17 protein-coding genes, 2 pseudogenes and 1 CRISPR repeat array are annotated in these 18,726 nt (G+C 65.8%); of the genes and pseudogenes, 9 read left to right on the top strand and 10 right to left on the bottom strand.

Going from position 1 to position 18,726, the window contains the following annotated elements:
• Positions 1-17: 17 nt before the first annotated feature.
• A pseudogene (locus BLR05_RS22900) lies at positions 18-338 on the top strand (IS21 family transposase); the annotation flags it as partial.
• Between the two features lie 10 nt (positions 339-348).
• Positions 349-456, top strand: a pseudogene (locus tag BLR05_RS26165) (ATP-binding protein); the annotation flags it as partial.
• Between the two features lie 166 nt (positions 457-622).
• A CRISPR array of direct repeats spans positions 623-1,434; the repeat unit is 28 nt; unit sequence TTTCTGAGCTGCCTATGCGGCAGTGAAC.
• A gap of 129 nt (positions 1,435-1,563) precedes the next feature.
• On the opposite strand, the gene cas6f reads toward BLR05_RS26165, so the two are convergent.
• The 4 genes from cas6f to csy1 are packed head-to-tail and all read right to left on the bottom strand — an operon-like array spanning position 1,564 to position 5,801.
• On the bottom strand, positions 1,564-2,130 hold the full coding sequence (gene cas6f / locus BLR05_RS22895) for a type I-F CRISPR-associated endoribonuclease Cas6/Csy4 (RefSeq protein ID WP_092839394.1): 567 nt from the start codon (positions 2,128-2,130) through the stop codon (positions 1,564-1,566).
• 13 nt (positions 2,131-2,143) lie between these two features.
• Positions 2,144-3,172: a type I-F CRISPR-associated protein Csy3 gene (gene csy3 / locus BLR05_RS22890; RefSeq protein ID WP_092839391.1), complete on the bottom strand. Its 1,029-nt coding sequence runs from the start codon at positions 3,170-3,172 to the stop codon at positions 2,144-2,146.
• 53 nt (positions 3,173-3,225) lie between these two features.
• Positions 3,226-4,314, bottom strand: coding sequence for a type I-F CRISPR-associated protein Csy2 (gene csy2, locus BLR05_RS22885; RefSeq protein ID WP_092839388.1), 1,089 nt, complete (start codon positions 4,312-4,314; stop codon positions 3,226-3,228).
• Positions 4,311-5,801: a type I-F CRISPR-associated protein Csy1 gene (gene csy1 / locus BLR05_RS22880; RefSeq protein WP_353615688.1), complete on the bottom strand. Its 1,491-nt coding sequence runs from the start codon at positions 5,799-5,801 to the stop codon at positions 4,311-4,313. The genes csy2 and csy1 overlap by 4 nt, the downstream gene beginning before the upstream one ends.
• Between csy1 and BLR05_RS22875 the strand changes: the two genes are divergently transcribed.
• On the top strand, positions 5,800-6,081 hold the full coding sequence (locus BLR05_RS22875) for a type II toxin-antitoxin system RelE/ParE family toxin (RefSeq protein WP_092839383.1): 282 nt from the start codon (positions 5,800-5,802) through the stop codon (positions 6,079-6,081). The genes csy1 and BLR05_RS22875 overlap by 2 nt on opposite strands.
• A gap of 47 nt (positions 6,082-6,128) precedes the next feature.
• Positions 6,129-6,440: a HigA family addiction module antitoxin gene (locus tag BLR05_RS22870; RefSeq protein WP_092839411.1), complete on the top strand. Its 312-nt coding sequence runs from the start codon at positions 6,129-6,131 to the stop codon at positions 6,438-6,440.
• A 3-nt stretch (positions 6,441-6,443) separates the two neighbouring features.
• On the opposite strand, the gene cas3f is transcribed toward BLR05_RS22870, so the two are convergent.
• Positions 6,444-9,950 (bottom strand): type I-F CRISPR-associated helicase Cas3f, encoded by a 3,507-nt coding sequence (cas3f, locus tag BLR05_RS22865; protein WP_092839380.1) that lies wholly within the window; start codon positions 9,948-9,950, stop codon positions 6,444-6,446.
• Positions 9,947-10,951, bottom strand: coding sequence for a type I-F CRISPR-associated endonuclease Cas1f (cas1f, locus tag BLR05_RS22860; RefSeq protein ID WP_092839377.1), 1,005 nt, complete (start codon positions 10,949-10,951; stop codon positions 9,947-9,949). Before cas1f ends, cas3f begins: the two co-directional genes overlap by 4 nt.
• A 304-nt stretch (positions 10,952-11,255) precedes the next feature.
• On the opposite strand from cas1f, the gene BLR05_RS22855 reads away from it, so the two are divergent.
• Positions 11,256-11,558: a flagellar basal body protein gene (locus tag BLR05_RS22855; protein WP_092839374.1), complete on the top strand. Its 303-nt coding sequence runs from the start codon at positions 11,256-11,258 to the stop codon at positions 11,556-11,558.
• An 18-nt stretch (positions 11,559-11,576) separates the two neighbouring features.
• On the opposite strand, the gene BLR05_RS26685 is transcribed toward BLR05_RS22855, so the two are convergent.
• The gene (locus BLR05_RS26685) at positions 11,577-11,729 is read right to left on the bottom strand and encodes a hypothetical protein (RefSeq protein WP_167361330.1); all 153 of its coding nucleotides are present in this window, start codon (positions 11,727-11,729) and stop codon (positions 11,577-11,579) included.
• Between the two features lie 47 nt (positions 11,730-11,776).
• A complete protein-coding gene (locus BLR05_RS22850) occupies positions 11,777-12,061 on the bottom strand; it encodes a DUF2061 domain-containing protein (protein ID WP_092839371.1) in 285 nt (94 codons plus the stop codon).
• Positions 12,062-12,257: 196 nt separating this feature from the next.
• Between BLR05_RS22850 and BLR05_RS22845 the strand changes: the two genes are divergently transcribed.
• The 3 genes from BLR05_RS22845 (at position 12,258) to BLR05_RS22835 (ending at position 15,253) form a co-directional block, all read left to right on the top strand.
• Positions 12,258-13,307 carry an SPFH domain-containing protein gene (locus BLR05_RS22845; RefSeq protein WP_092839368.1) on the top strand — a complete coding sequence of 350 codons (1,050 nt, stop codon included), beginning with the start codon at positions 12,258-12,260 and terminating at the stop codon, positions 13,305-13,307.
• Between the two features lie 114 nt (positions 13,308-13,421).
• Positions 13,422-14,954, top strand: coding sequence for a DUF4178 domain-containing protein (locus BLR05_RS22840; protein WP_092839408.1), 1,533 nt, complete (start codon positions 13,422-13,424; stop codon positions 14,952-14,954).
• Between the two features lie 74 nt (positions 14,955-15,028).
• On the top strand, positions 15,029-15,253 hold the full coding sequence (locus BLR05_RS22835) for a DUF350 domain-containing protein (RefSeq protein ID WP_011797736.1): 225 nt from the start codon (positions 15,029-15,031) through the stop codon (positions 15,251-15,253).
• Between the two features lie 193 nt (positions 15,254-15,446).
• Here the strand turns inward: BLR05_RS22835 and BLR05_RS22830 are convergent, their stop codons facing one another.
• Together BLR05_RS22830 and BLR05_RS27795 are read right to left on the bottom strand one after the other, a co-directional pair.
• Positions 15,447-15,767 carry a hypothetical protein gene (locus tag BLR05_RS22830; protein WP_092839365.1) on the bottom strand — a complete coding sequence of 107 codons (321 nt, stop codon included), beginning with the start codon at positions 15,765-15,767 and terminating at the stop codon, positions 15,447-15,449.
• A 145-nt stretch (positions 15,768-15,912) separates the two neighbouring features.
• A complete protein-coding gene (locus tag BLR05_RS27795) occupies positions 15,913-16,197 on the bottom strand; it encodes a CC0125/CC1285 family lipoprotein (protein ID WP_417629439.1) in 285 nt (94 codons plus the stop codon).
• A gap of 427 nt (positions 16,198-16,624) precedes the next feature.
• Between BLR05_RS27795 and BLR05_RS22820 the strand changes: the two genes are divergently transcribed.
• Positions 16,625-18,721 (top strand): TonB-dependent receptor, encoded by a 2,097-nt coding sequence (locus BLR05_RS22820; protein WP_092839405.1) that lies wholly within the window; start codon positions 16,625-16,627, stop codon positions 18,719-18,721.
• Positions 18,722-18,726 lie beyond the last annotated feature (5 nt).

The following is an 18,726-nucleotide window of genomic DNA, read 5'->3' as shown; positions in this document are numbered from 1 at the left end:
CGCAGCGCTACTGACCGCGCGAGCCGAGGGCCTGCAAGCTCGACGCCTACCAGTCCTATCTGCGCGAACGCGTCGCGCAGGCCCATCCGCGCTGGATCCCGGCTACCGTGCTGCTGCGCGAGATCCGGGCACGAGGGTATGCCGGTGGCATCAGCCAGCTCAAGGCATTCCTCGCCCCGCTCAAGAAGTCCGAGCCCGAGCCGCTGGTGCGCTTCGAGACGCCGCCGGGCCAGCAGATGCAGGCCGACTTCACCTACGTGCGACGGGGCCGCGATCCGCTGTTGGCGATGGTCGCAACCCTGGGCTACAGCCGTGCGAGCTACGTCAAGTTCGTGGCGTGCGCGGGCGAGGCTGCTGCACCACGCCCACATCGTGCAGATCAGCGGCGAGAGCTACCGACTGAAGGACAAACGCAAGGCCGGGCAGACGGCCAGGAGGGCGACGGCAGCGGCATGACCGGCGCCGCGCTGCTCGGCTGCTACGGGCTTCGCCCTGCGCAGCCGAGCAGCGCGAGGAAGAAGACCCCGGGTGGGTCAGGTTTACTTCGGCGATCCGACGGAAAGTGGGTCAGATTTAAATCGGCGTTGACAGCAGCGCCCGCTGTGCCCGATGGGTGGCGGCTTTTCTGAGCTGCCTATGCGGCAGTGAACGCCGAAGTCGCCTTCAAACGGGTCGAACGAAATTTCTGAGCTGCCTATGCGGCAGTGAACCTTGGTGGCACCCTTTGGCGGCTCCCCATCAATTTCTGAGCTGCCTATGCGGCAGTGAACGCGGAGGGATAGGGCAACTGCCCGTTCTCGTGTTTCTGAGCTGCCTATGCGGCAGTGAACACCGTGATGGAGTTCGCGAAAGAGTGCGTCCTTTTCTGAGCTGCCTATGCGGCAGTGAACCATCTCGGCGTCATCGAAGAAGACATCGGACATTTCTGAGCTGCCTATGCGGCAGTGAACCCAGGCCCGGGGTGGTGTCAGCGCTCATGCTGTTTCTGAGCTGCCTATGCGGCAGTGAACACGGAACGCTCCATCGTGCTGGAGGCCGGCGACTTTCTGAGCTGCCTATGCGGCAGTGAACCTACATGCCCACCAACCACAAGCCGATCATCAATTTCTGAGCTGCCTATGCGGCAGTGAACGCGTGGGGCACTGGCGGAGAGCCCGGTCGTATTTTTCTGAGCTGCCTATGCGGCAGTGAACCGTCGAGCTGAGCGATCAACGGCGCTTCTGCTTTTCTGAGCTGCCTATGCGGCAGTGAACGGGCCACCTGCGCGGCTACGAGATTGCCGACTTTTCTGAGCTGCCTATGCGGCAGTGAACGTGTTTTCGAACGCCATGGTTGTGGCACGCAATTTCTGAGCTGCCTATGCGGCAGTGAACATGCGGACCTGGGCGCGCACAGCACGCGCACGCTTTCTGAGCTGCCTATGCGGCAGTGAACTGGCGATAAAACGTCCTATCCTATTGACCCACAAAGAGAAACTGCGGTTCCTGGCGCGTTGACCCTTCCGCGCCGGACGCGTGCAAGTCATTGATTTTTAAGGCGCCAGGGGCAGCGTCCAAAAAAGGGTCAAAACCAGGGCACGGTGGCCGTGGTGCTCAGTCCATAGGCGCTGAAGTAGCCCATCCGGGGCTCAGCCTGCAACGGGCCATGCTCCACGAATAACCGGAACGATTGTCCGGTGCTGCTGCTTTGCAGGTGTAGGTAAGGCAGGTGCAGGTGCTGCGCGGCGCTGTCCGGAATGCGCCGCAGCGCTTCGGCTTCGTCGTAGCCGTGCCGACGCATTTGCCGGCGGCGCAGGCGTGCCGGATTGCTCTGCGCCTGCACGCGGCGCACCACCCGGTGCCGCACGTCCGCAGGTACCGGAATGGCATTGCCCGCAAGGACATGGTCGCGCATACCTTGCAACCAGGGCTGTGTGTGCAGCTCTAGCAAGGCGGGCTCGGTGCCGTGGAGTCTCAGCGTGTCGCCCAAGTGCCTTCCCTGCAGGCTCAGGCCGGGAAAACTCACCCCGATGTCGCCTGCCGCCCGGTGCGCCAGGGCCCGGTGCAGTTTGGAAAACAAAGCACTGCGCAGATGCGACGGACTGAACTCCGGATCGGGCAGCAACGTGATATCGATGTAGTGTGTGGTCATGGCACGTCGCGGATCAGCTGGCGTCGCCGAAGACACCGCCGCGGATGAGGACGGCCATCACAAAGTGCTGCTGCTCTACGGGAGGCACTTGGTCTTTCAGCATCCAGTGGTCCAGCAGGGTGTAGAAGTCTAGCTTCTGCTTGGGCTGCCGGTAGGCCTTGCCTTGGGTGGTGACGGAGCCGTACGGCTCCACCGCGATGGGGCCGAGTTCGTCGGCGCCTTCGTACCACGTGTCGATGGTGCGGATGGCGTTGCCGACCTTTTGCGAATGGATGGCGGCCACGCCGTCCACCTGGTAGAGCGTCTTGCTCTTGCCTGCGCTGGCCTTGTCCAGGATCAGCTCCTGCGAAGGAAATACCTCCTGCCCTGCGCCCTGGCGAGCGAAGGCCGTCACTCGCAGCAGTACATGGGCCGATCCTGCCAGACCGGTCGCAATGGCCTGGCCCAGTGCGTTCGAACCCTCGGCCTCCGTCCCGTCAGGCGTGCCCAGGGAGCGCATAGGCAGGGCCAGAGCATCAAAACACCATGTCTGCACGGCTTGGCCGTTCTGCATCTGCTCCACGATGACTTCCACACGCTCCGCGCCGACCCGGTTGCGCCACAGAAAGCGACCGTTGGCGAGATTGGCGGCGTAGCGCCGAGCCAGTTCACCAAAGCCGTGCTGCTGCACGTAGCCTTGCACCGTAGCCTTCAGCTTGGAGAGATAGGCCGCGCTGTTGCAGGCCGATGGCGTACCTGTGCCGCCCAGTACGCGCAGCGTGAACTGCACCTTGAGCGTGTCGGCCCCGGCGGGCAGGGCCGCTACGTCCACGGTCTGCAGATTGGGGTTTTCGATTTGCGCATCCAGCTTGGCCGGGTCCTGGTCCTTGGCCTTGAGCCGGTTGCTGATGGTGCCGCGCACGGACTTTTCCCGAATGGCCACGGACGGCCAGCTATGCGACTGGGCGCGGTCGTCCCATTGCCCGGCGTGGAAAGCGGCGTCGGATGGATCCAGCTTGCGTTCGAAGGCCAGGACGGAGGCGGTGGAAAGTTTTTCGGTCATGGTGTGTATCTTTCAAAATTCGTTGAGCGTTGAATGCGGACGAGGGGAGCGGCTCAGGTGTAGTCGTAGGCTTCTGTGTCATCCCATACGTCCAGCGTGCCTGTGGGATTGCCGACATTCGCGGAGGTGTCGTCGTTCGCGGATTGCGGCCGATAGCCATTGCGGCAGCGGTACAGGCCCCGGGTCTCGTCAGTTTCGACATGCCACAGCAACTGATGCAGACCCGTCAGGCGGTGTGGTCCGATCCACTCGCCAAGCGAATAGACCGATTCCACGAACCGCAGAGGCACGGCGGTATCCCGTGCATTACGCACCGTGCCAGGGGCATGCGCTCCGGACGTGAGCGCGGCATAACCCACGGGGACGGGGACCACCCAGCCGCTGCCCTGGGAGCGCAATGGGTCGCCCCAGCGCACCTTGTCATTGGGCGCATCAGTGCCCTCCATGTTGGAAAGGGGCTGGTGGTTGAATCGGGATGCATGCAGCCAGGCATCCAGCAGCGTGGCATCGGGTTGCGTGGTACGCAGATGCTGCAGGCGTGCGGCCAGCAGGTCATCGCGGCCCACCAAGGCAAAGCCGGGCAGCCACTGCCGGCTCCATCCGCGGAATGCCATTGCCGCAGCGGCAGGCTCTTCGGGCACGATGGCCATCCAGGGCCGCACCCGCCTGCCCGGTACAGGCCGCGAAGGCAGTACGCTGCCTCCTGCGACACGCATACCCGCCAGGATGTGGCCTGCCTGCGTGGCCCAGCCATCGAGCTGCGCCTGGTTGGCCTGCACCAGAGCCGCCTGCATGCCGGGCATGCGCTTTTCCGATACGGCCAGCACCAGGGTGATCTGCAGGTGCATCCGGCCTTCTTCCACGATGGCTGCGGTGCTGCCGTCTTTGTCCACTGGGTTGCGCGTGAGGTTGAAGCTGCCCACATAGCCTTGCGTGACCTGCTCCTGGTGGTGGTGGCATACCACCCCCACACCCTGCAGCCGCAGCGGCAGGCCTGCTTGGGCGAGCTTGCGTTCCAGCGCCCACATCAGACCGGTGAAGGCAGTGATGGAGGGGAAGCCGTGCGTAAGCGGGCTAGCGATGGCGTTGGCGTTCTGAATGCGCAGGTGGGGCAGAACGAGGATGGCCTGGGGGTGTGTCATGGCGAGACCTCCGTAGCTGAGCGATCCAGCCGCTGCCGCAGCGCGCGCAATTGATGCTGGAAACCATCCTCATCGGTCAGCAGTTCCTTTTGCCATGCGCGGGCTTCCGTATCGCCCACCAGCAGCTTGTCGCGAAGTTGGGCGTTCAGCCAGTTGGCGAAGCGAAGGCCGATGGCGGCGGGCCAGTCCATCCGCAGCCATTCGTGCGCGAAGTCGGTTTCATCGGGGCGCTCGGCGCGCAGCGGGTCCAGCCACAGCTGCTCGCTGCGATGCAGATCCTGAAAACGCGCGTCATCGCAGGTCCACCCCGGCGGCAGCAACTGCTGCAACTCGGCAGCCAACGCGACCAGTTCGCCCAACAGCATGTCCACCATGGACTCGCGGCGCTCGCGTGTAGCCCGGTTGGCGTCCGGGCCTGTCTCCAGGAACACCCGCAGCGCGCGCACGGTACGGCGCACCTCGGGACGCGACAAGAACAGCCGGTCGAACACCGACGCGGCATGCACCGGCAGCCGCACTGCGCTGGCCTGCCACTGCGGCGGTAGAGACGAGAGCAGGTAATTCATACCCCGGCGCTCGCTGTTCAATTGGCTGATGTTCTGGGGCTTGGTCCCCCCCATGTTCTGCACAGCCAGCCCGGGATAGTCGTGAAACACGCCGTCGTGTGCCTTGCGATCGCGTCGGGCCTGGCGGGCGGCCTTGTTCGCTTCGCCGAAGCGAGCCTCCTGCACCTGGGCATGCACCGCATGGGCCAGCGATGTTGCGTACAGCGGGGCCAGCAGTGTGTAGCTGGCATCGTCGCAGGCATCGCTGCCCGCCAGCCAGTACACCTGCTTGGCCAGCGTATGGCTGCTGGGCACTTCGGAACGTGGTTGCGTCAGTGAAACGAACGCATCACGCAGTGCTCGTGCCCGAGCTGCATCCGGATGCAGCGCAGTGAGGGCATCTGCATCCTGCGCCAGCAGGGCGGTGAGCAGGCTGCGTCCGTTTACTTCCAGCTTGAGCAGCTTGTAAACATCCAGGGCGGCGGCATTGCCCACCACGTCAGTGGCAAAGTGACCGACCAGGGCGTGGCTGCCGAGTTCAGCCAGCACAGGCAGGGCGGAGGGCGCTACATAGAGGTTGGTGCCCCGCGCGTCCGGGTGGATGGGTTTGAGGGAGTGGGTGACGGCCTGGATCTGGGCCACACGCCACGCCGCATCAGCCAGCCATGTGCCAGGGACGTGCTGCGCCAGCACCTCTGGCCTGCGGGGATCGTCGTCCGCCAATTTATCGAGCCGGGCTCTCAGGCGTTCGTGAATAAAAGCCGAAATCACTGAAGGCCACAAAGTCTTGCTGGGGTCTGTCGATATCATCGCTCCTCCTTTCCTGCCATGATATGCGTAGCTGCTGAAAAAGCAGTTCAGAAAATGATGTGCGTGGCACCAACTGCCGTAAAGGCAGCTTACCGGATATCGGTAAACGATATAAAATTGCTTCATCCCCATGGCTATCACCTCATTCAAGTGCCAGGAAACCCAGCGGCTGTTCACCAGTGGCAAGACCCGGCGCTTTGCGAATATCCAGAGCGTGGCGGAGCGCAAACTGGCACAGCTGGATGCAGCGCAGACCCTGGACTTCCTCCGCAGTCCTCCCGGCAATCGGCTGGAACTGCTGAGGGGAGATCGCGAAGGTCAGCACAGCATCCGCATCAATGACCAGTGGCGCGTGTGTTTCGTCTGGACCGAAAAAGGGGTGGCGAACGTGGAGATCGTTGACTACCACTGAACCACGGGGTATGTCTTCGCATCAATGGAATGAAGGAAGGAACGGATATGTTCAAGAACGGCATGCGTCCCGTGCACCCTGGCGAGGTCTTGCGCGAGGACTATCTCAAGCCCATGGAGATGAGCGCCAACGCGCTGGCCCGCCAACTGCATGTGCCGGCCTCGCGCATCAACGACATCGTGCTGGAGCGCCGGGGCATCACGGCCGATACCGCGTTGCGCCTGAGCCGTTTTTTCGGGGGCGATGCGCAATCGTGGCTGAACCTGCAGACAGCCTATGACCTGCGCAGGGCCGAGCTGGATGAATCGCTGCAAACCGCTGTGAAGGCCGTGCATCCCTTGCAGTGGCATGCGGCCTGAGGCTCACTGCCGCCGGACCGTGAAGCCCAGTGCGGGATGGAACAGCCAGCCGTTGTCGGTGCGGGGCAGGCTGGCGGTGGTGTAGCGTTCAGCACATTCCTGCAGTGGCCGGCCTTGTGCTTTCGCCAGAGCCCGCAGCTCGCTCATCAGATCGATCTGAAGCCACAGAGACACGCTGGGAGATGCCACGTACGCATCTGGAACCGGAAGGCAGAGGCTTTCGTGCACAGGCATATAGACCTTTTCTCCACGCCGGCCTCCGTCCTGCACACGGTACAGACGCAGCGTTGCCTCTTCCTCGTCGGGCAACAGGACCGTATCGTCGCGGCTCTGTGGGTCGTAGCGAAAGCGCTGGAACTGGGGCAGCAGGCCGGTGAGCCAGAGATGGCCGGGGTGGTGCCAGTGCAGATGGGCCGAATGGATGAAAAGCGGCGCATCCGGGGGCCGTGGCAGCAGGCTGGCGTGCATGCGGGCATGTTCCAGATCCACGAGCTGGCGGTTGGGAAACAGCTTTGTGGACTCCACGGCAATGCGTGGGCGTGCATCCACGGCCCATGGCGCGTGGCCACGCATCGCTTGCGGCAACAGGTCATGCAGCCCGTGCGATTTCAACTGGAAGGGGGGATGTGCCGTCTCGAAGCCTGGTTTGCAGAATGCCGCCTGGCTGGGATGCTCGTAATGCCGCAGATTGCTGTCCAGCACTGCCATGTTGACCCCGGTCACGTCTCCCTGACGGTGCCGGCGCACCCGCCCGGCGAGTTGTATGAGCGAACGCATGGAAGATGGCTCGACCACGGCCCAGTCGTAGTCGTGGTCTCGGCCCACCTCCGTCACTGGCGAGCCCAAGACGATGAATATGTGGTGGGGCTCCGGGTGCGCACTTATCCGTGCGCGCATGGCCGGGCGCTGCAGGGCGGGGTCGAGGCCGTCTCTTGCGCCACGGCGGTTGAGCAGGGTATCGAGCTGCTGTTCGATGGCCGACCGCAACAGCAGAGGGAATTGCGAGTGGTACACGCATAGGTGGATGCGCACTGTGCCCTGCAGCGCCGATGGCAGGGCATCTGACGCATGCATCGCCAGCGCCACGTCGTACAGCGGCACGATGTTGGCCATGCGGATAAGGCCCAAGCTCACGCGCTTGCCGCTGACAACGTCTTGGGTGTGGTTGTGGGGGCGCTGATGCAACTGCCAGGCTTGCTCCAGCACCAAACGGGCGAAGTCTTTACGGCGTTCGGCCTCATTCAGGCTATGCCAGCTCTCAGGCAATGAAGCGATGTGGGCCAGCCGCCGCACCTCGGCATTCTGGAGTTTGCCGATACGTTTTCGCGTGTACTGTGCGTGCGCTTCGCGGAAGGCCGGGCCGTCCGCGCAGTCCTGCGTTGTCTGATGGAACTCATCAATCCAGAGGCAGCAGGCGTTCACGGGCTCGCCGGGCCGTTCGCCACGGTGCTGCTGGTACACGGCGCGTCCAGCGCGGTAGGCCAGAAACAGCCCTTCCACCAGCGCAGGCGGCAGCGTGGCCGATGACAGCAGCACGCGGCTACCCAACAGGCCCGCCCAATGCACCAGCCGAGTGAGCGCGGGGAGATCGGCCATATCGAAGTCGTCGGGCTCGTCCAGCACCAGATCGCCCGTCATCAGGCGCAGCATGGGGGCGATCTGTCGGCCGCCGCGCAGGCTTTCGGTCGCGGGGGTGAGGTTGTCCACGGTGCAGACCAGCAGCGGCGCGGCGATCAGCGCGCGGGCTTTGGCGTCGTTGGTCAGGCGCTGCAGTAGCGGATGCTGGTCGTTGCCTTCGTAGAGCACGGTGCCCGCTTCGTCCAGCAGCGCCTGACTGGAGGCGGAGCCGGTGGCCTCTGCCTGTTGCTCCCAGTATTCGAACAACGTGCGGCTGGCGGCACCCCCCACCTGGATGGCGAGTTGATCCTCACCCAGCGCCAGATCGTCTTGAAAGCTCCGCCCGGTCTGCAGCGTGAGCGTACGCAGCCCGATGGCGAAGGCACAGCGCATGCCGGTGGCCGGGTCAGCCAGCGCATTCATGACGCGGGCATTGCCCAGCGTCTTTCCGCAGCCCGTAGAGGCCATATTGACAATGAACGCGCCTTGCTGCGCCGTGCGGGCGTGCAGGCTGGTGGCCAGTTCGGCCGCTTTGTCCTGCCAGGCGAAGCGTGCATCGGCGCTGCGCTTTTTGAGGGGCTTGTGGTTCTTCAGCGCGGGTAGGCTGCGCGCCAGGCTGGGCAGGGACCACGCCACCAGCGTGGCATGAGCCTGCACGCCCAGCAGGTGCTCGTCCAGGGTTTGATTGAAAACCGGCCCCTTGAGCTTGCCCGGCAAGGGTATTGTGCTATCGTTCTGAGAGTGACTGTTCCGGGTGTTGGCGTAAAGCGGATACGCCGCGTTGCAGTACGGCGCGCGCGGGGCTTCGTCGCTGATGCTGGAGTAGTGGTGGTCGGCCAGCATCAGGCACAGACGCGCGACGTGCATGGCGAACGGGTCGTGCAGCACGTTTGCCTGGTCACCGAACGCCTGCGGCAGCTCCAGCAGCTTGCGGGCGTAGCGGGAAGCCTGCTTGCGCCACGAGGCGGTGGTGATGGGCAGCCCGTGCGGGAAATGCCAGTGGGCCTGCACCGCAGCATGGTCTGGGCGTTCGCGCGGCTCGTTCCAGTCGGCATTGATGTGGACCAGCACGTTCTCCAGCGCGCTGGCGTTCAGGAAGCTGGGGCGTGCGCCGAAGCGGCGGTGGATGCTCCTGGTTTCGCCAGCATCTTCGCCTTCTCCGCCGTGCTTTCTTCCAACGGGCAGGCAGGGCATGCGATGGTGGGTGAACACCAGCCAAGCCGCGGCCTGGGCCAGTCGGGGCAGGCGGGCGAAGGGCAGGTGACGCGATGCCTGCGGCTCGTCCAGTCCGTCGCGCAGCAGCCTTCCGTCAGCAGGATCCAGCCACTGCGCTTCGAAGGCCCGGGTGTCCACACCTGCTTCCGCGCAGCTCGCCAGCCGCTGCAGCCAGCCGGAGTCGCTGTCTTGTCCCACGAACGCCTGGAACAGCCGCACCGACACCCACTCATGCCGGTAATGATTGCGCTCGCGCAGGCCCGGGTTGTGCAGCCGGTCCTGGAAGGCCTGAGTGGCTTTGCCCAGGTCGTGCAGCAAAGACGCCAGCGCGGCCAAGGCGGCGATCAGCGGCAGGTGGTGCCAGGTGTTCTCGTCGTCCGCACGCAGCACGTTGCTGGCGGTGGTGTTGGTGGGCACCGCGCCTTGGTCGTTGAACTGGCTGGCATCGCCCACCACCCAGAGCAGTTCGCTGTGGTCGCGGCCACGGATCCAGTGGCAGGCCACAGCGGTGTTCTTGCGCGCTGTCTTGCGCAGAAGGCGGCGCACGGTCGTCAAACCTTCCTGCGTGATGGGCGTCTGCCAGGTGCGTTCACCGCGCCGCTCGGCGAACTGGTCCAGGATGCGTCGTGTCTCGGTCAGTGCGCGCTTGGTGCATTGCGCGACAAACAGCACGTTCATGCGCTGGGCTCCCGTGCTGGGGCGGACCCACTCGCCAGATGTGCGGTGCTGACGGCGATGTGCTTGAGCGAATCGATAATGAAGTCCAGCGATGCGCTGCGCGTCAGAGCCTCGATGCACTGGCGGCGGAACTGCTGCTCGTCGTCGCCGCGCATGGCCGACAGGAAGGCCTGGGGCAGGATGGATGCGTCCTTGATCAGGTCCGCAGCGTCGAACACCAGCCCGCCGCGCCGCGTCTTGCCGTGCAACACGGCCAGGCCGTGCGGCAGGCCCAGCACCCAAGTGGCGGTGGCGCCCAGCCCGTAAGCCAGGTAGTTGCCATGGTCTAGGAAGCGGTTGGCTGCATCTGTGCCGGTGCCGCGCTTGGCGCGGGTGAAGTCGCCATAGCCTACGGCCTCCACGGCTAGCCTGAACAGCGCCTTGGTCAGTTGGGCTTCGTCGGTAAGCAGTGTGGTGACATCGGGGGTCTGCCCGATCCGGGCGCTGAATTGCCCTACCAAGGCCTGGAGCCGGGCAAGGTCCACGCCGAAGCCGGCTTCGCGAAGTGCCCGTGTGTTCCATTCGGCCAGCAGGCGTTCCATTCGCAGGGCCTGCAAGTGCCTGGCGGCTTGCAGGCGCAGTGCGTCGTCGAACCAGAAGCGCACCCAGGCCTGCAGATATTCGGTCGGGCGGTACTCGCTTTGCGGAGTGAGCCAGGCCACCTCCACGTCCACTTCATTGGCCGAGAACAGCGGCGTGCCGCCACCGCCGCAGAAGCCCACCAGCACGCCGGCCTTGGCCAGTTCGCGCATGGCGCCCTGGGTGATCGAGGTGCCTGTGCCCAGCAGGATGCTGGTGGTATTGGCGATGGGGATGTTCCAGTACAGGCTGCGCTTGCCCGTGTCCGTCACATATTCGACTCTGCCTCCATTGACCAGAACACGGCAATGTTCAAGGTAATAAAGGTTGGCCCGTTTGGAATGCAGTATCGACTTGAGATCAGAGGCAGCGATCTCGTCCACGAGGCCACGTGGATGGTGGCGTGTCGACCCCAGGCTTGGTGGCAGCTCTTGCACCTGAGCTACTCCGAATGCCCTCGGGAGCTGGCCTCCCGCACGGGTGGCATGCCTGTGCTTCTTGGTTCAAAGGAAGGATTTTTCATGATCGTCCCCCTCTATAGCTCATGCCCCGGAAGTATGTGCCATGCGGTCATGTCCACTCGGCGCTGCCATTTTCTAAAGCCGTCCGTGGGTACGGAATTACATCGCATTTCCCATCCAGACGCCCATAATCCGCACACCGCCATTCCTGCAGGGGCTCCCCATCATGTCCTCCATTTCCTCCATCGCCTCGTCCGGCCTGCGCGCCGCGCAGCTGCAGTTGGACACGTCGGCGCACAACGTGGCCAACGTGAACACGGAGGGTTTCCGCCGCCAGACGGTGGAGCAGGCCGCGGTGCCGGATCAGGGCGGGGTGGAGGCGCGCGTCGGGCGGGCATCAGCGGTGGGCGGGTCGCTGGAGGAAGATGTCGTGGGCCAGATGTCCGCCACCTACGCCTTCTCGGCCAATCTGCAGGCGGTCAAGACCGAGGACCGCATGCTCGGGTCTCTGCTCGATACCCGCGCCTGACCGATCCTGCGGCGGGGCTCAGTGCCCCGTGGCGAGGCCGGCGAGGCGCTCGACCAGCCAGCGGGCGAAGGGCATCGACCGGATCTGCGGGGCAGTGGCACCAGTGGCCGTCGCAGTGGCGTAGGCGTGATGCGGATGCGCCGATGCGTCGTACGGAACGATGAGGTGCATGGCAGTTCTCCTGCTTCTTCCGTTTCTTTGCCTCTCTTCTTTTTGGGTCAGGCGCCCGCTGCAGCAGGCTGCCGAGCGGTGTCCACGGCGGCGCCCGCAGCCGCAGCCGCTGCCGCGCGCCGCATACTGGCGCGCTGCCAGGCCTTCTCATGGAAGAAGAACGCCACGGCCTGCACGGTGGGCTCCAGCAGGCTCAGCGTGAGCGAGGCGATCAGGTTGCCGGTGACCGCATAGGCCACCAGGGCCGCGACGCAGATGTGGATGAGGTAGTAGCTGCCCGTCTTCATGAGCGTGGGCAGGTTCTGGCGGGTGGCGTGGCGGATGCGGTCCATGGCGGCTCTCCTTCTTACTTTCCGTATCGGTGTTCGCGGGGGATGTGTGAATGCTAGGCATTCTCATTGGCGTGCGCCAATTGATCCTCTCGAAGCCGGCGATAGCGCCGCGGCCCGGCGCCGCTATGATCGGCCACCGCACGGACGGGTTCGCAGTCCGTTTTCCTTCCTTCCCTCTTCACAGCCGGAGCACCGCATGGCCCTCATGGACTTCATCAAGAAGCAGTTCATCGACATCATCCAGTGGACGGAAGACGACGACGGAACGCTGGCGTGGCGCTTTCCCATGCGCGATCTGGAAATCCAGAACGGCGGCACGCTGGTGGTGCGCGAGTCGCAGATGGCGGTGTTCGTCAACGAAGGCAAGGTGGCCGACGTGTTCGGCCCCGGCACCTACAAGCTGACCACGCAGACGCTGCCGGTGCTCACCTACCTGAAGAACTGGGACAAGCTGTTCGAGTCCCCGTTCAAGAGCGACGTGTACTTCTTCAGCACGCGCCAGCAGGTGGACCAGAAGTGGGGCACGCCGCAGCCCATCACCATCCGCGACAAGGATTTCGGGGCGGTGCGCCTGCGCGCCTTCGGCAACTACGCATACCGCGTGGCCGATCCGAAGCTGTTCCATACCGAAATCTCGGGCACGCGCGGGGCCTACACGGTGGGCGAGCTCGACGGGCAGCTGCGCGGGCTGGTGCTGCAGAACATCAGCAACGCGATCGCGTCGAGCGGCCTGCCATTCCTCGACCTTGCGGCCAACCAGATCATGTTCGCCGATGCACTCGCGAAGGAGCTGCAGCCCGCGTTCGCGAAGATCGGCCTGCAACTGGAGGCGATGACGGTGCAGAACCTGTCGCTGCCCGAGGAGCTGCAGAAGATCCTCGACCAGAAGATCGGCATGGGCATGGTCGGCAACGACATGGGCAGGTTCATGCAGTACCAGACGGCGCAGTCCATCCCGAAGTTCGCGGAAGGCGCAGGCAACGGGGGCGGCGTCGCGGGCGACGCGATGGGCCTGGGCGCGGGCGTGGCGCTCGGACAGGTGCTGGCGCAGAACCTGCAGCAGGGCCTGCAGGGGGGCGCCGGTGCGCAGGCTCCTGCCGCTGCGGGCGCCGTGCCCGTGGCGGGTGTGCGGCCCGAGGACGTGATGGCCACCCTGGAAAAGCTGGGCGACCTCAAGGCCAAGGGCATCCTCACGCAGGAAGAGTTCGACGCCAAGAAGGCGGAGCTGCTCAAGAAGCTGGTCTGAGCGGGTGACCCGCGGCGCCGCGGGCGGCGGATGGCAATGCCTCCGGCCGCCGCGGAGTCTTTCATGCCCTGCCGGCGAGGATGCCGGCGGGTGGCCGACAACACCGATTCCCACATGGCCGACCCCCAACTCCAGCGCCACTACCGCGCGCCGTGCCCGGGCTGCGGCGCGCCGGTCGAATTCCGCAGCGCGCAGTCCACGCACGCGGTCTGTCCCTACTGCCAGAGCACCGTGGTGCGCAGCGGGGAGGTGCTGTCCCGCGTGGGCAAGATGGCGGAGGTGTTCGGCGACCACAGCCCGCTGCAGCTCATGGCGAGCGGCCGCGCCGTGCTGGATGGGCGCGAGCAGCCGTTCACGCTGATCGGGCGGCTGCAGTACAAGGCCGACACGGGCACCTGGACCGAGTGGAATGCGATCCTGGAGGATGGCACCACTGCCACGCTGGGCGAGGACAACGGGGGCTACGTGTTCACGCGGCCCATCGAGCCGGGGCGGGAGTTGCCCGCACCGGAGCGTTTCCGCGTGGGCGCCACCACGGCGATCAACGGCGTGCCCTACAGCGTGGCGGCGAACGTGCAGACGCACCTGGTGTCCGCGCAGGGCGAGCTGCCCAGGCTGCCGCCGCTGGGCCAGCCTTTCCCGATGGTGGAACTGCGCAGCGAACAGGGCGAGGTGCTGTCCATCGACTATTCGCAGGCGCCCCCGCGGGTGGAGCGCGGCCGCACCGTGCGGCTGGAAGACTTGCGCATGCAGGGCCTGCGGGAGGAGTCGGCGAAGGACGAGAAGGCGCGCCAGTTCAGCTGCCCGCATTGCGGCGCGCCGGTGCCGGTGGCGTTCGGCACCACCAAGAGCCTGACCTGCCCATCGTGCGCGAGCCTCATCGACATCTCGGGAGGCATCGGGGGCGAGTTGCGCCACGCGGTGCAGGACGAACCGGTGCAGCCGCTGATCCCGCTGGGCTCGACCGGCCGGCTCGAGGGCGTGGACTGGCAGGTGGTGGGTTTCCAGCACCGGATGGGCCAGGAGCCGGACGACGACGAAAGTTTCGGCTGGGACGAGTATCTGCTCTACCACCGCCAGCGCGGGTTCGCCTTCCTCGTGGACGCGTCGGACGGCTGGAGCCTGGTGCGGCCCGCGACGGGCGCGCCCAAGCTGTCCGCCGACGGTCAGACCGCCACCTACCTGCAGAACCCCTACCGGCTGGACTACCAGTACCGCGCAGAGACCACCTACGCGCTGGGCGAGTTCTACTGGCCGGTGGAGCGGGGGCAGGTCACGCAGAACCGCGACTACAGCAGCAAGGGTGGCCGGGGCCGGCTGTCGATGGAGCAGACCCCGCGCGAGATCACGTGGTCGGTGGGCAGCCTGGTGGACAGCGCCCTGGTGGCCCAGGCGTTCAAGCTCGAGGGTCGCAAGGACCTGTTCAAGCGCGACGACGCGGCGCCCCTGGCGAGCGCCGGCAGCCTCGGGGGAGTGGGCTGCGCCACGGTGATCATCGTGGCCGTCGTGCTCATCCTCCTGTTGCTGCTCTTCTCGCGGGGCTGCAGTTCCTCCTGCGATCCCGCGCGGGAGAACTGCACCTCGTCGAGCTACCGCTCGTCCAGCGGCTCCTACGGAGGCTGGTCCAGCGGCGGCGGGCACAAATAGCAGCCGGCACCTGCGGCCCACGCGCCGCGGGTGCGTTGCGGCAATTTTCTCAGCGTTCAATGAAGGAGTTCACCATGACACTCGACTGGCTGCATCCCGCCGCGTTCTTCGGCTCCATCCTGTTCGCGCTGATCGGCGTGGCGGTGTTCTGGATCAGCTTCATCATCATCGACAAGGCCACGCCCTACGACCTGTGGGCCGAGATCGTCGAGAAGCAGAACAAGGCCCTGGCCATGGTCGTAGCGGCGATGTGCCTGGGCATCAGCATCATCGTGGCGGCGGCGATCCACGGGGGGTGAACCCGCCGTGGTCCGCTGGCTCGAGATGCCAGTTGCGGGAGCGGGTGCTGTCAGGCCGGATCGGGTTCCGACGCTGCGAGGGGCACGGCATGGAAGAAGGCCGGGGCGTCCAGCGGGAACGCCACGAGGACGACATATCGCATGGTCCGGCCGCACTGGGCCAACGTCCATAGCTCGATCGAGCGGCCGCCCGCTACAGCCGTGGCGCTGATGTCGCGCACGATGCGCGCGAGGCCGCTGTCTCGATGCTCGGGCAATCCGCCATTTCCGTGGCCTTGGCCTTCACCATGGCCAGCACTTTCGCGCGCTGCGCGGGCGATGCGACGCTATCGCCAGCGAAGGCCATGGCCGCAACGTCGCCGGTGGCGGGAAAGCCCGCGCCGCCGAGGGCTTTCAGTTCCACCCAGGGGGCGGGCGGGGCATCTTCCAGGCGCCAGTCGTAGCGCATGGTGTAGGACGACTGCATGGGCGAGCCGGTGGAGTCGTGCGCCGGCAGGAACCGGCAGGTGGCCATGGCGTCCTCGGCCGCCTGGTCCAGCCGTGCGGGACCATGGAGGCCGCCTTGGGCAGCAGCTCCTCGCGGGCCGGCGCGGCGTCTCTTCCGTTGGTCTGGATGCAGGGGCCGAGCTGCTCCAGCACCACCCGGGCCTCGAGCACCATCACGGCCTCGGGCAGGGGATCACGGTACAGGGCAATGACCGCATCGTTGTGCCACGTTCTGATGGTGACGCAAGGGGTATGGATGAATATGGGCGCGCCGCCGGCCAGGGGCTCGTCCGGCTTGCGCACCGTGAAGTGTGGGTGTATCCCTTTTCCTTGGTGAGTTCGGCGCAGCGGTACAGCCAGAAATTCCAGACGCGGTCGGCGGACGTGCTGCCGTTGCCGTCGAACTTCACGCGGTAGTGCGTTTCATCGATCTTCTCGTCGGTGTATCCGCCCGCCATGCCCTGCGGGCATAGGGCGTGGTGCAGGCAGCCAGGGCCGGCGAAGCAGCGATGGCGGCTGCCAGCACAAGGGGGCGCAAATCGGATCTCCCAGCTGCAGCCGCTCGGTCGGGCGGCGTCGTGTTGGTATGGTTTTGATGTGGAGTTGATACAAAATTTTACGTTAACGCAGCAGCAAGTTGACAACCGTGCAATCCGTACGCGAATTATCAATAATGCTAATAACTCTCATTACAATTCGATGCGTTTTGTAACGCGGCCGCAGCTCCATCGGCATGGCCGGCTTTTCGAGAGCGATATGGTGAAAATCATCTTTTCCGGAGCCAGGCGCATGCCCCGCCCTGGCGTGCCGGTACAGCAGGCTTTCCTGGCAAAGGCGTCCCCGCAGGGCATTGCCCCGTCCGGCTCCGCGCCGCTGCGCGCGGCGATGCTGTGGGCGGGCCTGGCGGGAGCGGCCTGGGCGCAGGGCGAGGTGCCTGCGGAGGAGGCCTCCGCGCAGGCCTCGCTGCCCACTGTCCACGTCTCCGGCGCGCAGTTCGACCCTGACGATGTACGCCCAGAGGGCGTGACCACGGCCACCAAGACCTACACCGCGCCGCGCGACATTCCGCAGACTATCGACACGGTCGAGGTGAACAAGTACAAGAGCTACGGCATCAACGACCTCGCCACCATGCTCGACGGCCAGCCGGGCGTGAGCGCGAGCTACGACATGCGCGGCGAGGGCCTGACGATCCGCGGTTTCGACGTGAGTTCGGGCGACATCTACCGCGACGGGGTGCGCGAGGGCGGCCAGGTGCGCCGCAGCACCGCGAACGTGGAGCGCATCGAGATCCTCAAGGGCCCCGCGTCGGTGCTCTACGGCCGCGGGGCGGGCGGCGGCGTAGTCAACCTGGTGAGCAAGCAGGCACGTTTCGATGCCGGGAGCAGCGCCACGCTGCGTGGCGGTTCGTGGAACAACGTGGGCGGCACGCTGGACATCAACCGCGTGCTGAGCCCGAACGTGGCCGTGCGGCTCACGGCCGACCGCGAGCAGGCGCACAGCTTCCGCAGCGGCATCCGCAACAAAAATGAGATGGTGTCGCCCAGCATCCTCGTGGACACGCGCACGGGCCTGCGCTGGACGGGCCAGTACACCTACGACAACGTCTGGCGCGTGCCGGACCGCGGGCCGGCCTACGAGCAGCTGCCACCGGGGGTCTCACCGCGCCAGGGCTTCGCGCAGCCCGGCGACTACGTGGAAGACCGCCTGCGCGTGCTGCGCTCGGACCTGGGCTACGACTTCAATCCGCAGTGGAGCGTGCGCTGGGTGGCCAGCCGGCGCGAGGCGCGGCAGGATTTCGACCATTACTTCCTGGGCACCTACTGCAACACCCTCGGCCGCACGCCCACGGGCGCCGCTTGCACGAACCCGGGCCTGCTGCGCCAGAGCTACGCCTGGCAGCAGACCAACAACAAGACCACCATCCATACCGTGGACCTGACCGGCCGCGTCGAGCTGGCGGGCATGGCGCACGAGTTGCTGTTGGGCGTGGAGCACAGCGACGAGGAGCGCCAGCCGCGGCTTTTCTCCACCGCGGCGAGCAACGGCTTCGTCGATCCGTTCAACCCGGTGTTCAACGCCGTGCGGCCCGCGCAGGGCGCACCGACGCAGCACAACCTGCACCTGGCCCGCGCCAGGGCGCTCTACGCGCAGGATCTCGTCAGCCTCGCGCCGCAGTGGAAGCTGCTGGTGGGTGCGCGCCATGACGACTATGACTTCGACAGCCTGAACCGCATCACCGGTGCGTGGCGGCATTCGAGCGGCAGTTCCGTGAGCCCGCGCGCGAGCCTGGTGTGGCAGCCCGGCCGGGAGCACAGCGTCTATGCCTCCTACAGCAAGAGCTTTTCGCCATTCGGCGGACGCGGCATGCTGGGCATCAGCGGCGCGCAGGACGACGAGCCCCAGTATTCCCGCCAGTTCGAGGCCGGCATCAAGAGCGACTGGCTGCAGGGTGCGCTTTCCACGCAGTTCTCTGCCTACCAGATCGACCACTACAACATCCGCTACCAGCCCGATGCGACCAACCAGCCCGACGTCTGGGCCGTGCGCGGGCAGGAGCGCTCGCGCGGGCTGGAGTTCACCGTATCGGGCCGCGTGGCGGCCGGCTGGTACGTGCGCGGGGGCGCGGGCATCACGCACGCCACCGTGGTGGAAAACAAGGCCAACCGGGACCTGGAGGGCAAGGACCTGCGCGATGTGGCGCGCCGCACGGGCAGCCTGTTCGTGCGCTATGCGCCTTCAGGGCCGTGGTACGGCGAAATCGGCGTGACCCATTCCGGCCCGCGCTGGGCGAACGACGCCAATACGTCGCGCATGGCGGGCTACAGCCGCTGGGACGCGCTCGTCGGCTGGCGCGCCGCGCCCTGGACCGTGACGGCGGCCGTTTCCAACCTGTTCGACAAGGAGTACTGGCGTCCGGGCACCAGCGCGCTGCCGGGCACGCCGCGCTCGCTGCTCGTGAGCGCGAATTACGCTTTCTGACCCGC

It is taken from the genome of Paracidovorax cattleyae (genome assembly GCF_900104515.1).
Lineage (GTDB): Bacteria > Pseudomonadota > Gammaproteobacteria > Burkholderiales > Burkholderiaceae_C > Paracidovorax > Paracidovorax cattleyae.
This window is presented reverse-complemented; position numbering and strand designations above follow the sequence as displayed.

Excerpts from the sequence above, each read along its gene's own strand:
- cas6f (WP_092839394.1), bottom strand. The coding sequence starts at position 2,130 with ATGACCACACACTACATCGATATCACGTTGCTGCCCGATCCGGAGTTC.
- csy3 (WP_092839391.1), bottom strand. The coding sequence starts at position 3,172 with ATGACCGAAAAACTTTCCACCGCCTCCGTCCTGGCCTTCGAACGCAAG.
- csy2 (WP_092839388.1), bottom strand. The coding sequence starts at position 4,314 with ATGACACACCCCCAGGCCATCCTCGTTCTGCCCCACCTGCGCATTCAG.
- BLR05_RS22875 (WP_092839383.1), top strand. The coding sequence starts at position 5,800 with ATGGCTATCACCTCATTCAAGTGCCAGGAAACCCAGCGGCTGTTCACC.
- csy1 (WP_353615688.1), bottom strand. The coding sequence starts at position 5,801 with ATGGGGATGAAGCAATTTTATATCGTTTACCGATATCCGGTAAGCTGC.
- BLR05_RS22870 (WP_092839411.1), top strand. The coding sequence starts at position 6,129 with ATGTTCAAGAACGGCATGCGTCCCGTGCACCCTGGCGAGGTCTTGCGC.
- cas3f (WP_092839380.1), bottom strand. The coding sequence starts at position 9,950 with ATGAACGTGCTGTTTGTCGCGCAATGCACCAAGCGCGCACTGACCGAG.
- BLR05_RS22855 (WP_092839374.1), top strand. The coding sequence starts at position 11,256 with ATGTCCTCCATTTCCTCCATCGCCTCGTCCGGCCTGCGCGCCGCGCAG.
- BLR05_RS26685 (WP_167361330.1), bottom strand. The coding sequence starts at position 11,729 with ATGCACCTCATCGTTCCGTACGACGCATCGGCGCATCCGCATCACGCC.
- BLR05_RS22850 (WP_092839371.1), bottom strand. The coding sequence starts at position 12,061 with ATGGACCGCATCCGCCACGCCACCCGCCAGAACCTGCCCACGCTCATG.
- BLR05_RS22845 (WP_092839368.1), top strand. The coding sequence starts at position 12,258 with ATGGCCCTCATGGACTTCATCAAGAAGCAGTTCATCGACATCATCCAG.
- BLR05_RS22840 (WP_092839408.1), top strand. The coding sequence starts at position 13,422 with ATGGCCGACCCCCAACTCCAGCGCCACTACCGCGCGCCGTGCCCGGGC.
- BLR05_RS22835 (WP_011797736.1), top strand. The coding sequence starts at position 15,029 with ATGACACTCGACTGGCTGCATCCCGCCGCGTTCTTCGGCTCCATCCTG.
- BLR05_RS22830 (WP_092839365.1), bottom strand. The coding sequence starts at position 15,767 with ATGGCCACCTGCCGGTTCCTGCCGGCGCACGACTCCACCGGCTCGCCC.
- BLR05_RS27795 (WP_417629439.1), bottom strand. The coding sequence starts at position 16,197 with ATGGCGGGCGGATACACCGACGAGAAGATCGATGAAACGCACTACCGC.
- BLR05_RS22820 (WP_092839405.1), top strand. The coding sequence starts at position 16,625 with ATGCTGTGGGCGGGCCTGGCGGGAGCGGCCTGGGCGCAGGGCGAGGTG.